This window comes from Allobacillus halotolerans, assembly GCF_018967645.1.
Taxonomy (GTDB): domain Bacteria; phylum Bacillota; class Bacilli; order Bacillales; family Alkalibacillaceae; genus Allobacillus; species Allobacillus halotolerans.
In genome coordinates this window covers 710-15960 of sequence record NZ_JAHLZF010000013.1, presented here as the reverse complement: position 1 = coordinate 15960, position 15251 = coordinate 710, and the positions used below count along the sequence as shown (strand labels likewise).

Here is a 15251-nt window from a genome sequence, read left to right as displayed (position 1 = left end):
TATCTTCATTCCTTATAATAGAAGAAATAGTTTAAAGGAGATTAAATCATGCAGACCGTCCAACAACTTTCTGACCGAATCTATTACCTACCACCGTATCCCAAAACAGATCGTCCAATTTTGGCAGCGGTCGTTGGGGATTCACGGACACTACTCATCGATGCCGGAAATTCTGCGGAACATGCAAAACTGTTCAACCAGCAACTGAATGTTCATGGGATTTGTGGTCACTTATTAGCACTTACCCATTGGCATTGGGATCACGTATTTGGGTTGCAGGAAATGAACCTCCCTTCGATTGCGAACAACCTGACTCTTCAAGGAATGAAAAAACTGCAAGGCTATTCTTGGAATGACCAAGCATTAGACCGCCGTGTCGAACAAGGTATTGAAATCCCTTTTTGTTCGGAAGCAATCAAGCTTGAATTAGGTGCTGATCGAAACGTTATGATTCCAGACCCAACCATTACGTTTGATCATCAAATCAAACTAAATCTCGGTGGGGTTTCCTGTATCATCGAGCACGTTGGCGGCGACCACTCACCTGACTCGACGCTAATTTATGTACCCGAGGAAAAAATGCTCTTTCTCGGAGATTGCCTCTATGCAAATATGTATGCAGAAAAGTGGCACTATACGACTGAAAACATAACGAAGCTACTAGACAGAATTGATGAGTTCGACGCAGAAACATTCTTCTTGTCCCATCACCCTGGACCATTTACGAAAGAAGAATTCTCTTCCTTTCGATCATTGTTGAAAACCTGCGCGCGGTTAGCGGAAAAGCATCAAGGAGAACGAGATTCTATGGCTCATGAGATGGCCTCACTTTTGCAACGCGAATTAAATGAAGAAGAAAAAGAAATTATGGAGTACTTCGTGAACGGATTTCGGATTTAAGTGCTTTTATCATTCAGAGCCCTTCTATTCCGGGGTAGAGCGTTATTTCGGTACGTTATCTTCGATTAGAAAGCTTCTATTCGAGGATAGAGAGCTATTTTCGTGCGCTACCCCCGATTAGAACGCTTCTATTCGAAGGTAGAGAGCTATTTTCGTGTGCTACCCCCGATTAGAACGCTTCTATTCGAAGCTAGAGAGGTATTTTCGTACGCTACCCCCGATTAGAGTGCTTCTATTCAACGATAGGGAGCAATTTTCACACGCTATCCCTGATTAAAACATTTTTTTAAATGAACAGAACAAAAAACGGCACCTAACCATTTATTTTCATGGCAGGTGCCGTCTTTCTATTTTTTAACCCTCATTTATTTTACGTAGTTTGTCGTGATGTAGATACTTTGCTCATTTGGAATCGACTGATCAAGCCAGTTATAACAATGGATATAGCTGCTGGCACTAACCAACCGAGTCCTTGACCATATAATGGTAACCATTTCTCAAAAAGGGTTATTATCGGTTGCATCCAAGCGAAGTAATCGATTCCTAATGATTCAGCAAGCGACTTCAACCCGTCAAAGAAACCGATTACAAAAGTGACCGAAATCGTCGTGATGTAAACAAGTTGTGCATGCTTAAATAGTGGTGATAAAAACGTTAATAAAATTAAAACGATCGCTAATGGGTATAAAAACATTAAAATCGGTACGGAATAAGTGATGATATTTGTCAGTCCAAAGTTCGCAATGGCAAACGTGATTGTCACAAAGAAAATAACATAGGTTTTATAGCTGAATTTCGGCATCAATGAATGAAAGTATTGAGCGTTGGCCACAGTCAATCCAATCGCTGTCGTTAAACATGCCAGTATAATGGCAATCGCTAACAATACAGAGCCGAATGTTCCATAATAATGCGAGGCTGCGCCACTTAAAACAGGCCCACCATTATCAAATATTGGAAGAACCTGTGTACTGATTGCTCCTAAATAAGCAATCCCCACATACATGGTTCCAAGAAGTAAAATGGCTATGCTACCAGCTTTAATAGTCGTCCGAAGTATATCTTTTTTCGACGTAACACCCATCGCATAAATCGCATTGATGACGATAATGCCGAAAACTAAAGATGAAAGTGCGTCCATTGTATTGTAGCCTTCAAGAAACCCTGTCAGAAATGCTCCATCCGAATAAGATTCCTGTGGTGATTGGAATTCACCCATCGGATTGACGAAAGCGGTTACTAATAAGATCGCAATCAAAGAAACTAACCCAGGCGCCAACATTTTACCGATTGTATCAACTAGCTGTCCTGGCTTTAAGGAAAAGAAAAGAACGACTAAGAAAAATAATAACGTAAAAATAAATAATGCTAGTTGCTGAGACGACTCACTGACAAAAGAGGATATACCGATTTCAAACGCCACCGTTCCCGTACGAGGGGAGGCGAAGAATGGCCCGATCGTTAAGTATAATAATGATGTAAAAAACACTCCATATAACGGGTGCACCCGTGCCGCAAGCTCTTGTAAATTTCGACTCCCTGAAAAACTCATGGCGATGATTCCGAGGAGTGGCAAGCCAACACCCGTGATTAAAAAGCCAATTGCCGCTGGCCAGAGATTTTCACCAGCATTCTGTCCTAAACTTGCCGGAAAAATCAGATTTCCAGCGCCAAAAAATAACGCGAATAACATAACTCCTACTGCTGCATAGGATGAGAATGATAATTTCACAATCGAGTTCCCCCATCGATGATTAATTTCTGTGATTTTTCTGAAATATTTAATTTATCAAGCGAAACTTATGGTACTACGATTGTGTTTATATTTCAATGCTTTTTAAGTGAATTTTTAGACAAATTGTGACAAAGTTTTTTCCAATTTATCTAGTTGTTTACGCAGCAAGGGAAATCATTCAATTTTAATATCATGAATTCGGGATTTGTTTGCCTGATTTTTTTATTCATTTTCCGGTTTTAAACGGCTTTACTGAGCAGTATACCCTCCATCAATGATAATCGCTTGGCCTGTTACACCACTGGCCAAGTCCAAATGTCTTATTTAATAGTTTCACGCTCGTGTTAACAATCTCCTGCATACTCTCTCCATCACTCTTTTGATTTTCGTACAAGTTTACTCTCCCCCGTTCATCTGTCGTTCATATTCAATGGGTAAACTAAAATTATCAAAATGCTTGGAGGAATGGAAAGATGAACATTGGCTGGAAAGAAATCAAGAAAAATAAAAGTAGATTTTTGATTCTAGGCTCAATCATTTTCCTTGTTAGTTTATTGACAATGATTATATCCGGCTTAGCGAACGGATTGTCACAGGATAATGCCGCTTTAATAAAAGATTTACCAGAAGGTCATTTCTATATGAGTGAAGATGCTGAGGAAACTTACAATCTATCTAGAATAGATTCGGATGTTCAACATGAAATCATGAATGACCATCAAAATGCGGTTGCCTTATCGATTCAAATGGGGTTCTTGATTGATCAGGAGGACAAACAGCAAAGTGTTGCATTCGTTACAGCAACCGATTCAAAACTATTTACACAAGTTGATGAAAGGGAAGTCATCGTAGATCGCTCGTTGAAAGAGAAAGGTATAAAAGTGGGGGATCTATTAACAAACAATCAACTCCGTGATGAATTAGTCGTCAAAGGTTTCGTTGATCAAAAGAAATTCAGCCATGCGCCAGTCGCGTATATTAATAGTGAAGACTATAAAAAGATGTATAACGTTGAACAAATGCAATTAGTTTTCCTACCAGGAGAAAATTCAGCACAAAATTTCACTGGATTACAATCCTACTCGAATAAAGATTTTTTAAGTACGATTCCGAGTTATAACGCAGAACAAATGTCCTTAACAATGATTGTTTCGTTTTTAATCGTCATCAGTGGCATGTTGTTTGCAATCTTTTTCTACATGATGAACATTCAAAAGATTGGTTTATATGGAATTCTAAAAGCCGTTGGAATCAAAACAAGTAGACTGTTCAAGATGATCTGGACACAAATGTTATTCATTACCATCATTGCTTTGGCGCTGTCCATTTCGCTAAGTCATGCGTTCAATAGCATCGCACCTGAAGGAATGCCTTTTCACTTAACCTTTGAGACGACAACACAGCTATCAATCATTTTCTTAGTTGTCGGTTTTATCGGAGCTACACTTTCAGGATTACAAATTAGAAAAATCGAGCCGCTTCGGGCGATCCAACAAGGAGAGGATTAATTTGACGATATTCACATTGGACGAAGTAGAGAAAACATTTACAAATGGTGAAATAGAGGAAAATATATTGAAAGGCATTAGCCTATCGCTAAAAGAAGGAGAAATCACCGCACTCGTCGGTACATCGGGTTCTGGCAAGAGTACACTGTTGACGATTGCTGCAGGATTACAACCCGCTTCCGATGGTGAAGTTCTGTTTGATGGCAATAACCTGACAACCATGAGTTCTGAACAAGTACGTAAAATACGTGCAAAGGAATTTGGCTTCGTCTTTCAATTTGCTCACCTTGTTCCTTTCCTCACAGTGGAAGAACAATTGATGCTTATGCTGGAAGTCTCTGAATCTACATTATCAAAGAGAGAACAAAAAAAAGAAATTGATCAGCTTCTAAATGTGATTGGAATGGAACACCGAAAAAATGCCTACCCTTCTTCATTATCGGGTGGTGAAAAACAGCGAGTTGCCGTTGCTCGTGCGATCATTCACAAACCAAAAGTTCTTTTTGCTGATGAACCGACGGCAAGCTTGGATTCAAAACGATCCAAAGATATGATGGAATTAATACGTGACTTAACGAAAAAGATGAATATTACAACGTTAATGGTTACTCACGATGAAGAAATGCTCACTTACGTAGACCGGATTCTACAAATGAGTGATGGAATGGTCCTAGAAAATAAATGACATTAGTAGAAAACGATTAACGATAGTGAGAATATAAAGAGGCTGAGACAATACCTTTAAAGTTGACACAGATACGAATATTCTAATTTAGTGTGCCGGAAATACTCGCTTCGGAAATATACTGCGCTTTTCGCGGGCAGCTGTTGAGCCTCCTCGTGCTTCGCACTGCGGGGTCTCACCTAGGCTTTTGCTCCCGCAGAAGACTCCGTATATTTCCTACGCTAAGTTAGATTGTTATTCGTGTTTCTGAGTTTATAATTCAGATTTGTCCCAAGCTCTATTTGCAATTGAAAATGGTTAAGAAGGAGGCTACGCAATGAAAACAATTCTTGTTGTCGATGACGATATAAACATTTTGCAGTTGGTATCCATCCATTTAACCGAAGCGGGTTATCACGTCGTTCAAGCAAAAGACGGGACAGATGCATTAAAAATTCTTCATAAGGAACAATGTGATTTAGCAGTCGTCGATGTCATGATGCCTTTCATGGATGGCTTTGCTTTAACGAGAGAAATACGAAGAGAATTCGATATACCCGTCATCCTTTTAACAGCCAAAGATCAAATTAATGACAAAGAGGAAGGGTTTAAATCCGGTACAGATGATTATCTCGTTAAACCGTTTGAGCCGAAAGAATTAATCTTTCGAATCGAAGCATTGTTTCGACGGTACGACAGTCATTCAGATGACGATTCGAAGATCCGATTCGGCAATACGATAATCAATAAACAAACATATGAAGTCCAAATCGATGATCGAACAATTCTTTTACCTTTAAAGGAATTCGAACTCCTCTACTTTTTAGCATCCAATCCGATGCATGTGTTTTCAAGAGAACATATAATTGAACATGTTTGGAGTTGGGATTATGAAGGCGATGAACGAACAGTCGACGTTCATATTAAACGATTAAGGCAACGCTTCTCTAATTTAACAGATGATTTTCAAATTAAAACCGTGCGTGGCGTTGGGTATTCATTGGAGGCTAAACGCAAATGAGGTCCCTTTATGTTAAATTTGTATGGATTACAATCGGCATTATGATTTTTAGTAGCGTTATTGCCTTTTTCATTTCCAATACGTATTATCAACAAAAATTAAAACCTGAAAACGACGAAAAGAACACGGAAATTGCATTGAATATCGCTGAATTCACCGAACAACATCCTGAGGTCAACCTGCATGATTACTTGGAAAACATCTCTTCGATTGGATATCAACTTTATTTAGTCGATGAATCTGGCGATGAGACGTCATTCGGTGCCCCTTTCCGGGAATACAACCTTTCAAAGTCCGCTGTTGAACAAGTATTAAGCGGTAATGTTTTTCATGGAATTTTAAACTTCCCACAAGAAACATTCGTGACCGGTTTCTTTGCGAATGAATTAAAAAATACAATTGGTGTGCCATTAGCACATAATGATGAAAACTATGCACTCTTTCTTCGTCCGGACATTAAACTGCTTTTCAATGAGATGCATATTTTATTTGGTTGGCTGCTAGCCCTAACCATTCTGCTCAGTATTATTATGGTTCTTTTCAGTACAAAATACTTAGTTCAACCCATTTCAAAACTGACGACAGCAACAAAAACGTTATCTGAAGGTAATTTTAATGTGGATGAGCTCGATACAGAGCGGAATGATGAACTTGGGGAGCTTTCTTCTCATTTTTTACGAATGGCTAACAGGCTAGAACAGACAAACGAAATGAGAAAAGAATTTATTTCCAACATCTCACATGATATACAGTCACCTTTATCCAATATAAAAGGCTATACAAACCTGCTAGAAAGTGATTCTCTCAATCCAGAAGAAAAAAGCAATTACATTTCCATCATTAATGGTGAGATTAGCCGACTTTCGACATTAACGAAACAACTACTATTGCTTGCGTCATTGGATCGCGACGAAGATTTGATGAAAGAGACTACCGTTCATATAGGTGAACAGCTTAAAGAACTGATCAGGAATCATCAGTGGCAAATGGATGAGAAAAATATATCAATCGGATTTAAACTACCGGACGTAACGATTACTGCTGATCCTGCTTTACTCCATACGGTTTGGGAAAATTTATTAACGAATGCCATTAAATATAACAGGCCAGATGGCAGCATTGAATTGTTAGTTGAAGAAAAACCTGAATCTGTGCGCGTCTCCTTCATCGACTCAGGCATCGGAATAAAAGCAGATGAACAAGCGAAAATCTTTGATCGTTTTTATCGAGTCGATTCTGCGAGAACGCGATTGATTGAAGGTACAGGATTAGGACTATCGATTGTCCAAGCCATCGTCCAATTGCATGGTGGAACAATTCATATAAACAGTAATGAAAACGAAGGAACAACAATTGATGTGGAATTACCGAAAAGTTAAGTTTAACTAATCGCAACTGTCATTAACCTTTGTTCATACCCCGTTCATATTCAAGAGATATACTTTATATAATGAAACCTTGAACAATTGGAGGGGTATTGAATGAATAAAAACAGTAAGATTTTATTGCAGTTTGCGGGAATATTCGGACTGATTGGTGCTATCTTAGGTGCACATATGGCCGGTTCTGGTTCTTATGCATTCCGTGCGGTGCATGCCCATATTCTTGTCGTCGGCTGGCTAACCCTTTTCGGATGGGCCGTTTATTACAAGATCTTTCAACAAAAGGATTCACTATTAACGAAGCTTCATGTTTGGACAGCCATTATCGGTTCTGTAGGATTAACGATCGGCATGTGGTTATATATGGTGAAGCCATTTGAACTTCCTACTGGCGTCACGCTATCAGTCTATATCGGTGGTGGTGTTGCATTACTAGCCAGTTTCTTCTTCTTTTTCTTGCTCACCTTGTTTGTAAAAGAAGAAAAATAAGTACGATAAAGGATTATGGATTCAAGCCTTATAAGTTACTAAGCTATACGGTTAACCCTGAAGGTGTGCAGAATAACCCTGAAGCTGCATGGATTAACGCTGAAGTTATGCGGATTAACCCTGAAGCGGTGCAAATTAACCCTGAAGCTGGGCTGATAAACACTGAAGCGGTGCGGATTAACCCTGAAGCTGGGCTGATAAACACTGAAGCCGAACGAATTAACACTGAAGACGGCCTTTGATCATCCATAATCCTTTACTTTTTAAATAAACTCACGTACAATGCAAATTAACAACTCATTGAAGTTAATGTGCAAAAATTTCATAAGCAATACTTGGATTTATATTTTTTTCGATAATATCTCTAATTCATAATATATAAATTCATGTTAAGTGAGTTTACCGGTTAACGATTAGGTAAAGTATCTAACTGGAAAGCTGTTTCTGGAATGAATGTATTAACAGTTTGGCAGTCTGAAGAAGTTAGATGCTGTCAGCAGACTAGCGGGTAATGACTACGCTACAATAAGTAAATTATTTACAATCAATCGACCTGAATAAAAATGGAGGGGAATTACATGGAACACATTTACATGGAAAATAAAAAAGGCGCACCAGTTTTCGTACTTCTTCACGGAACAGGTGGCACAGAAAAAGACTTGATTGGTCTTGGAGAGTTACTAAACCCTGAATATAACATCTTAAGTGTTCGAGGCAATGTACAAGAAAATGGGATGAACAGATTCTTTAAACGTCACGGCGAAGGCAAGTATGATTGGGAAGATCTGAAATTTCGTGGAACTGAGCTTTATGACTTCATCGTCGAAAAATCACAAGAGCATGATTTCAAATTGGAAGATGTCATTTTTGTCGGATTCTCAAACGGTTCCAACATCGCGATTCAATTGATGTTAGAGTATCCAGAATCATTCAAGAAAGCTGCTTTATTCGCCCCGTTGTATCCAGCTGATGTTGAAAAGACGCAAGACTTCAGCGATATGGACGTCTTCTTATCCCTTGGAAAAGGCGATCCGATTGTACCGGAATCCGAAAGTGAACGGGTGATCAATCTCTTTAAAGACCGAGGAGCCGATGTAACGACAGCTTGGGTGAACGGACATAATTTAACACAGGAAGTCGCTTTGGAGGCAAGAAACTGGTTGAATGAATCAATTAAAAATGATGCTTAAGTATGTAGGAAATATGGGACTTTGAAGTACAGTGAATGATAAGGATTGCTTCGTCAAAAATCTCGACGAAGCAATTTTTTTATCATTCATTCAAGAAGATGTTTTACTTTTTTCAAGTTGCTTAATCCAAAACTGCACAGTAATTATATCGATTTTTTCCTCAATCTTTTCAAGTACCTTTTGCCTTTCTTGTCCACTCTACATATCAATCTCTTTTATAATTTTCTCAGGAATGGACATATGTCACACCCCCATTACTTATTATTAGCACGGAGAAAGCTTTTGGCTGCCTCTTCCACATTAGGTGAAGAAGCAATAGCAGAGATTACGGCGACTCCATCCGCACCTGCTTGAATCACTTGCTCAGCATTCTCAGATGTAATGCCACCGATCCCTACAATCGGTAAAGTGATCCCATGATCTCTAAAGCGTTCAATAATCTCTGTCCCTGCGACTTCTTCAGCATCGTCTTTAGAACTCGTCGGATAAATTGGACCTAAACCTAAATAATCCGCCCCATCTTTGATCGCTTGTGCTGCTTCTTCAATCGTGTGCGTGGAAACGCCTAAAATCTTATTGCTAAACTTTTCTCTTACTATACCCGCTTCCAAATCGTCTTGGCCAACATGAACGCCGTCAGCATCTAGCTCGATTGCTAAATCGAGATCGTCATTTACGATAAAGGGAATATGGTTTTCCTGACATACTCTTTGCAAGCGCTCTGCCAACCTCACTTTCTCGTTTCCAGTTAGAGCTTTTTCTCCTTTTTCTCGAAATTGAAATAGAGTAATGCCTCCTTCAATCGCTTCTTCAAGCACGTTAACCGGGTCCCTGCCATTACAGTTAGGGCTCCCCATAATAAAATAAACAGGAAGTAATTCTTTGATTTGTTCTGTTCTTTTGTCTATCATATCAGAAACTTTTTACACCCCTTTTTTTATACGCCCAATGATTAGTAGGCCCATGTCCTTCGCCTATCCCTAATTCCGTTTCGATTGCTGCACGGGTAAAATCTTTTGCTGTTAGGACTGCTTGCTTTATTTCAACGCCTTTTGCTAGTTCGGCTGTAATCGCAGCAGAAAACGTACAGCCTGTTCCATGTGTATGACGGGTGTCTATTCTTGGAGAAGTCATTTCAACGAATGTTTCACCATCAAAAAATAAGTCAACAACGTCATCTTCGCTTCCATGACCGCCTTTCATTACAACCGACGTAGCGCCCATTCGAACGATATCTTGAGCGGCTCTCTTTCGGTCATCCATGGTTTTTATTTTTCTGTCGGTGATTATTTCCGCTTCAGGAATATTAGGTGTTACGACCGTCGATAGTGGAATCAGTGTATCGATCAATGCGTTAACAGCTTCATCTTGCAAAAGCTTTGCCCCACCTTTAGCAATCATAACTGGATCAATGACAACATTGTCCCATTGGTAATGATGAATTCGCTCACTAACAGCCTCTATGATCTCACTCGAAAATAACATGCCCGTTTTCAATGCGTTCGTTCCCATGTCCTTACCGATTGCATCAATCTGCTCAACAATCCCATTTAAAGGTATCGGATAAACCCCATGAACGCCTAACGTATTCTGAGCTGTTACTGCAGTTATAATGGACATTCCATAAGCGTCTAACTCTTGAAAAGTTTTAAGATCTGCTTGAATCCCCGCTCCACCACCACTATCTGACCCAGCGATCGTTAATGCTTTTGCGATAACCATAGTTCGGCTCCTTTATTTCGTAGTTTTTTCGATTTTACTAAGAACTTCATCGTCTTTTGTTACTTTCGAAAGTTGATTTAAAAACTCAATTTGAAAACTTCCAGGTCCTCTGTCTCCGACTAAATTTGCCGCTTTCTCTGCAGCAATACCATAAAAGGAAACAGCCGATGTAGCCGCTTCAAGAATATTGTTATTTACAGCAGCAAATGCACCAATCACTGAAGATAATAAACAACCGCTTCCTGTCACTTTTATCAGTAAGGGATCACCATTTGTGACGAGATTTGTACCTTTATTATTTGAAATGACATCTATTTCACCCGTAATCACTACTGTACTGTTAAAGAGTTCTGAAGCTCTCTTAGCCAATTGTGTGACGTCTCCATCTCCCGAACGAGCATCAACACCTTTGATTTCCCACTGCTCACCCGTTAAATGAGCAATCTCAGCTGTGTTCCCTCTTAAAACAGTAACGTTTACTTCATTTAAAATCTGCTTTGCTTTTGCAGTGCGGAAACTTGTTGCGCCTGCCCCCACAGGGTCTAAAATGACAGGGTTACCTTTTTCGTTTGCCGCTTTGCCAGCTTCGATCATGGCATCAACTGTGTCTGTCGTTAACGTCCCTATATTTAGGACGACTGCTCCTGCAATCGAAGCCATTTCTGCAACCTCTTCAATCGCATTCGCCATGACCGGTGATGCGCCAACAGCTAACAATCCATTCGCCGTAAAATTTGTCACCACTTGATTCGTTATATTATGAACTAACGGGGTCTGTTCTTGTACGACCTTTAAATTCTTATACATGCTCGATTCCCTCCTGTTTTAATCCATCACTAGTCCGCCGTCTACGACGAGGTTTTGTCCAGTAATTGCTCGTGCCCAAGGTGAAGCAAAAAATAAAGCTGCATCAGCTAATTCCTCAGGCCTAGTTGCTTTTTGTAAAGGTGTGGTTGACTCAATAATTCCAAACACTTCCTCTGTGGTTACACTACTTGCATCCGTTTCTTTTAATAACCCGCCAGAGACCATATTGACAGTAATACCGTATTGACCTAATTCCTTCGCCATATTACGCGTAAATCCAATCATTGCCGCTTTACCCGTTGTATATTCGTGGTACGCAACGACTGGGTTTTGGACGAGATTCGTTCCAATGTTAATCACACGACCAAACTGTTGCTCCTTCATGTCGCTTAAGCATGCTTGTATCGTGTTTAAGGAGGCTTTAATGCTTCCTTCGAACTGTGTATTGAAACCATCCCAGTCGAGGGCAAATGCATTCTTTTGAGCGACTGGGTCAAAACGAAAATCTACCAATGCGTTATTCACAATCGTCGTAATCGGTGTACCAAAGTGTTCTACAGCCTTTTTGACCATTTCATCAACTTGTTCTGTATCACGGACATCTGCCTGTAGTGCAATAGCTTTTTCCCCCAACGTTGTTGATAGCTCCTCAGCTTTTTCTTTACTTTTAAAATAATTCACAACAACATTTGCACCTTGTTCAGCGAAAGTAGTGGCTAATTTAGCACCCACCCCTCTACTTGCTCCAGTAATTAATACGGTTTGTTTGTTTAGCTCCATAATATTTACCTCCATATTTATGTATTAATAGGGAAAATAAAAAACCAGATCACAAGGACCTGGTTTGGTAGTTAACATTTAAACTACTTCCCTACGCTGGCATGATCCAGATCAGGTCCTGAGGGTCAAAAAGTGTACCTTTTTTCTCAGCTTGAAACACAAGCTCCCCTAGTAGAAACAATTCATTTATTATTCTATTACTTTTCATTCTATACTTAACCTTTAATAAACTCAACTATTTGAATAGAATGATAAAATCTCTCTAATCACTCTTTCTCTTCTTTCATCGCTTTCACTACGCGGTCTTTTGGATCCCAGCAATTAAATTGGTATGTTGGTTTCGTATCAAAGCCTAGTCTTTTACAATAAACTCGTCTACTACCGTCCTCAAATCGATCAATCCGAAAATGTTTACATGTGGCACAACAATGATAACGATTGGTCATCCGGACACCTCCATTTTTACTCATTGTATAGTGGCATATATGAATATCGATAAAAAGGTCTTTCTTTACAGCTTATGATATTCGTAATTAGTTAGATACTTGTATATATTACTGAAGCGACCAAGACAAATTTTGTTAAAAAGAGAATCCCAACCGGGTAACCGATTACCCTAATTTATTTAAGGCTTCATATACTCCATACATAACCTCTGAGCCGGTTTTACTTTGTCACCAATGATTAATTCATATAATCTAATACTAACTCAAAGCATCTTTCTTTTGTTAGAGTTGCTTGAGTTGCTACAAAATGCAAAGATTCCTTGGAACCACCTTCATATGTTAGTGATTCTTCTTTAGCGGTTTCATCTCTGTATTCTATCCATTCTTGTTGTTTATTTCTTAATTGGTCCGCCTGTTCTTTACTAAGTTTTTCCCTCAACACGCCGTAAATTTCATTCAGCTCTTTATCCCAAACTTCATATCTAAACACTTGTTCTTTCTCCATGTCTAATGTTGTCATAGCGTCGGAATTCTTTCGTAAAGTTTCCATCTCTTTTTCAACCTCACGAAGTCTACTTAGATATTTCTCTTTATCATCCGTAGATTGGTCGCTTACATTTGTATTAGAACTTAATTGATAGAGTTCATACGTACCGTCTTGATACACTTTATAATAACCTAAGTTCCCTGTCTTCCCAGATACACGCAACGATATGTCGACCAATTGAACCGTATAATATGTACCCTTTTCATCTTCTTCGATTTCACCATTTGTACCAAACGAAATATTATCATCTTTTCCCTCTAGTAATTGTTGCTTCAGGAATTTGATCGCTTCTTCCCCACTACCAATTTGAATAGGTTCATTGGTTTCCGATAGGACTTTTACTTCTTTACTTTCTTTTTCAGCAGAATCAGATTCGTTTGATTCAACATCATCCATCGAACTATTAGATTCAATTGCACTTACAGTTAAATCATTCACTTCTTTCTTACTATTAACTGTCGTAATTTCTTCATCAGTTGATCCACATGCAGCTAATATAATAATCATTGAAATAAATACTGTCATTGAAAACTTTATTCGATTTTTCATAAAAGAATCCTCCTGATGGTTAACGGTTCCGTCTGTTATTCGGGACAAACGATTTAGAAGCTTTAAAATACCGTTATTTGGTTTTCCCCTCTTACTTACTAGTAATTCGACAATATCCAATAAATTTCCTTTATTTATAACATTGTTCGATTTAACTAAAAAATTAATCAGCGATAATGCTATCCTGCACGCGGTTAAGAAGGTGTAGAGATGTTAGAAGCTGAAAAGGATGTTATTACTAACTGTTATCAAGATTATAAAACATATAATATACTGGCTCAAGGTAGGTTCTTTTGGTCTAGTTTGATAAATTTTTCAGTTTTCAATGTGTAGCATTTGTGTAGCATAGGTTAAAACTTAGTCTTTCTGACGACATTCAAACACAAAAAAACCGTTAAAACGTTGATAGAACAACATTTTAACGGTTTTAATTCTAAGTCACTTGACTTGGTATACCAGTGGTCGGGATCGAACCGACACTCCCGATGAAGGGAACGGGATTTTGAGTCCCGCGCGTCTGCCAATTCCGCCACACTGGCATGTAATAAAACGGCAGCAATCAATATTCATAACGATTGTAACAGAGAGGCGGCAACCGGATTTGAACCGGTGATAAAGGTTTTGCAGACCTCTGCCTTACCACTTGGCTATGCCGCCATGGAGCGGAAGACGGGATTCGAACCCGCGACCCCCACCTTGGCAAGGTGGTGTTCTACCACTGAACTACTTCCGCAAAATGGCTGGGCTACCAGGATTCGAACCTGGGAATGACGAGACCAAAACCCGTTGCCTTACCGCTTGGCTATAGCCCAAAGATTGAGGGCGACCGGTGGGAATCGAACCCACGAATGCCGGAGCCACAATCCGGTGCGTTAACCACTTCGCCACGACCGCCATATTAAAATGGCAGGGGTAGTAGGAATCGAACCCACATCAAAGGTTTTGGAGACCTTCGTTTTACCATTAAACTATACCCCTATTTATAAAAATGGTGGAGGGGGAGAGATTCGAACTCCCGAACCCTGAGGGAGCGGATTTACAGTCCGCCGCGTTTAGCCACTTCGCTACCCCTCCAAATAAAATGGTGGCTTGGGACGGAATCGAACCGCCGACACAAGGATTTTCAGTCCTTTGCTCTACCGACTGAGCTACCAAGCCATAAGATCTGTTATTTAAATGGCGGTCCGGACGGGACTCGAACCCGCGACCTCCTGCGTGACAGGCAGGCATTCTAACCAACTGAACTACCGGACCATTTTGTTTTAAATTAAATTTACATTTTAGTATGTATTATATTGTCGGTGATTAATTTGGTTGCACCCTACGGGTACTTCCTATTTTACCTTGCTACGAAGTTAATTCAATGTAGATGCGGTAAATAAATTGGTTGCACTCTTCGAGTACTCCATATTTCATCTTACATCGAAGTTAATTCGACGAAGATACGATGATTAATTTGGTTGCACTCTTCGAGTACTCCATATCTTACCTTGCTACGAAGTTAATTCAAT

At 39.5% G+C, this 15251-nt stretch carries 15 protein-coding genes, 9 tRNA genes and 1 riboswitch; of the genes, 8 read left to right on the top strand and 16 right to left on the bottom strand.

Going from position 1 to position 15251, the window contains the following annotated elements:
* The first annotated feature begins 48 nt into the window (after positions 1-48).
* A complete protein-coding gene (locus tag KQ486_RS09470; protein WP_144163657.1) occupies positions 49-900 on the top strand; it encodes an MBL fold metallo-hydrolase in 852 nt (283 codons plus the stop codon).
* 370 nt (positions 901-1270) lie between these two features.
* Here KQ486_RS09470 and brnQ read toward each other — a convergent pair whose 3' ends face one another.
* Complete coding sequence (brnQ, locus tag KQ486_RS09465) at positions 1271-2632, bottom strand: branched-chain amino acid transport system II carrier protein (RefSeq protein WP_144163658.1); 1362 nt, start codon at positions 2630-2632, stop codon at positions 1271-1273.
* A gap of 476 nt (positions 2633-3108) precedes the next feature.
* Here brnQ and KQ486_RS09460 point away from each other — a divergent pair, with 476 nt between their 5' ends.
* The 7 genes from KQ486_RS09460 to KQ486_RS09430 all read left to right on the top strand — a co-directional run bounded on the left by KQ486_RS09460 (position 3109) and on the right by KQ486_RS09430 (position 8889).
* Positions 3109-4143 (top strand): ABC transporter permease, encoded by a 1035-nt coding sequence (locus KQ486_RS09460; RefSeq protein ID WP_216687460.1) that lies wholly within the window; start codon positions 3109-3111, stop codon positions 4141-4143.
* A gap of 1 nt (position 4144) precedes the next feature.
* Positions 4145-4828, top strand: coding sequence for an ABC transporter ATP-binding protein (locus tag KQ486_RS09455; protein WP_216687459.1), 684 nt, complete (start codon positions 4145-4147; stop codon positions 4826-4828).
* A 316-nt stretch (positions 4829-5144) separates the two neighbouring features.
* Positions 5145-5828, top strand: coding sequence for a response regulator transcription factor (locus KQ486_RS09450; protein ID WP_216687458.1), 684 nt, complete (start codon positions 5145-5147; stop codon positions 5826-5828).
* Entirely contained in the window at positions 5825-7207 is a 1383-nt protein-coding gene (locus KQ486_RS09445; RefSeq protein WP_216687457.1) for a sensor histidine kinase, read from the top strand. Before KQ486_RS09450 ends, KQ486_RS09445 begins: the two co-directional genes overlap by 4 nt.
* A gap of 102 nt (positions 7208-7309) precedes the next feature.
* A complete protein-coding gene (locus KQ486_RS09440; RefSeq protein WP_144163663.1) occupies positions 7310-7699 on the top strand; it encodes a hypothetical protein in 390 nt (129 codons plus the stop codon).
* A 65-nt stretch (positions 7700-7764) separates the two neighbouring features.
* A complete protein-coding gene (locus tag KQ486_RS09435; RefSeq protein WP_216687456.1) occupies positions 7765-7941 on the top strand; it encodes a hypothetical protein in 177 nt (58 codons plus the stop codon).
* Positions 7942-8277: 336 nt separating this feature from the next.
* The gene (locus KQ486_RS09430; protein ID WP_216687455.1) at positions 8278-8889 is read left to right on the top strand and encodes an alpha/beta hydrolase; all 612 of its coding nucleotides are present in this window, start codon (positions 8278-8280) and stop codon (positions 8887-8889) included.
* 254 nt (positions 8890-9143) lie between these two features.
* Here the strand turns inward: KQ486_RS09430 and thiE are convergent, their stop codons facing one another.
* The 15 genes from thiE to KQ486_RS09355 all read right to left on the bottom strand — a co-directional run bounded on the left by thiE (position 9144) and on the right by KQ486_RS09355 (position 14994).
* Positions 9144-9800 (bottom strand): thiamine phosphate synthase, encoded by a 657-nt coding sequence (gene thiE, locus KQ486_RS09425; RefSeq protein ID WP_216687454.1) that lies wholly within the window; start codon positions 9798-9800, stop codon positions 9144-9146.
* A gap of 1 nt (position 9801) precedes the next feature.
* Positions 9802-10611, bottom strand: coding sequence for a bifunctional hydroxymethylpyrimidine kinase/phosphomethylpyrimidine kinase (gene thiD / locus KQ486_RS09420; RefSeq protein WP_216687453.1), 810 nt, complete (start codon positions 10609-10611; stop codon positions 9802-9804).
* Positions 10612-10623: 12 nt separating this feature from the next.
* Positions 10624-11418 (bottom strand): hydroxyethylthiazole kinase, encoded by a 795-nt coding sequence (gene thiM, locus KQ486_RS09415; protein ID WP_216687452.1) that lies wholly within the window; start codon positions 11416-11418, stop codon positions 10624-10626.
* 18 nt (positions 11419-11436) lie between these two features.
* Positions 11437-12198: a 3-oxoacyl-ACP reductase gene (locus KQ486_RS09410; RefSeq protein WP_144163668.1), complete on the bottom strand. Its 762-nt coding sequence runs from the start codon at positions 12196-12198 to the stop codon at positions 11437-11439.
* A 71-nt stretch (positions 12199-12269) separates the two neighbouring features.
* Positions 12270-12378: riboswitch (TPP riboswitch) on the bottom strand.
* An 86-nt stretch (positions 12379-12464) separates the two neighbouring features.
* Complete coding sequence (locus KQ486_RS09405) at positions 12465-12644, bottom strand: hypothetical protein (protein ID WP_212371051.1); 180 nt, start codon at positions 12642-12644, stop codon at positions 12465-12467.
* A gap of 238 nt (positions 12645-12882) precedes the next feature.
* Entirely contained in the window at positions 12883-13740 is an 858-nt protein-coding gene (locus KQ486_RS09400; RefSeq protein WP_216687451.1) for a lysozyme inhibitor LprI family protein, read from the bottom strand.
* A 453-nt stretch (positions 13741-14193) separates the two neighbouring features.
* Positions 14194-14279 (bottom strand) — tRNA-Leu (locus KQ486_RS09395).
* A 47-nt stretch (positions 14280-14326) separates the two neighbouring features.
* Positions 14327-14397, bottom strand: a tRNA-Cys gene (locus KQ486_RS09390).
* A gap of 1 nt (position 14398) precedes the next feature.
* Positions 14399-14473: transfer RNA gene (locus KQ486_RS09385), tRNA-Gly, on the bottom strand.
* Positions 14474-14477: 4 nt separating this feature from the next.
* Positions 14478-14552, bottom strand: a tRNA-Gln gene (locus KQ486_RS09380).
* 9 nt (positions 14553-14561) lie between these two features.
* A tRNA-His gene (locus KQ486_RS09375) sits at positions 14562-14634 on the bottom strand.
* 10 nt (positions 14635-14644) lie between these two features.
* Positions 14645-14718 (bottom strand) — tRNA-Trp (locus KQ486_RS09370).
* Between the two features lie 11 nt (positions 14719-14729).
* A tRNA-Tyr gene (locus KQ486_RS09365) sits at positions 14730-14814 on the bottom strand.
* Between the two features lie 8 nt (positions 14815-14822).
* Positions 14823-14898: transfer RNA gene (locus KQ486_RS09360), tRNA-Phe, on the bottom strand.
* A gap of 19 nt (positions 14899-14917) precedes the next feature.
* Positions 14918-14994 (bottom strand) — tRNA-Asp (locus KQ486_RS09355).
* Positions 14995-15251: the final 257 nt, after the last annotated feature.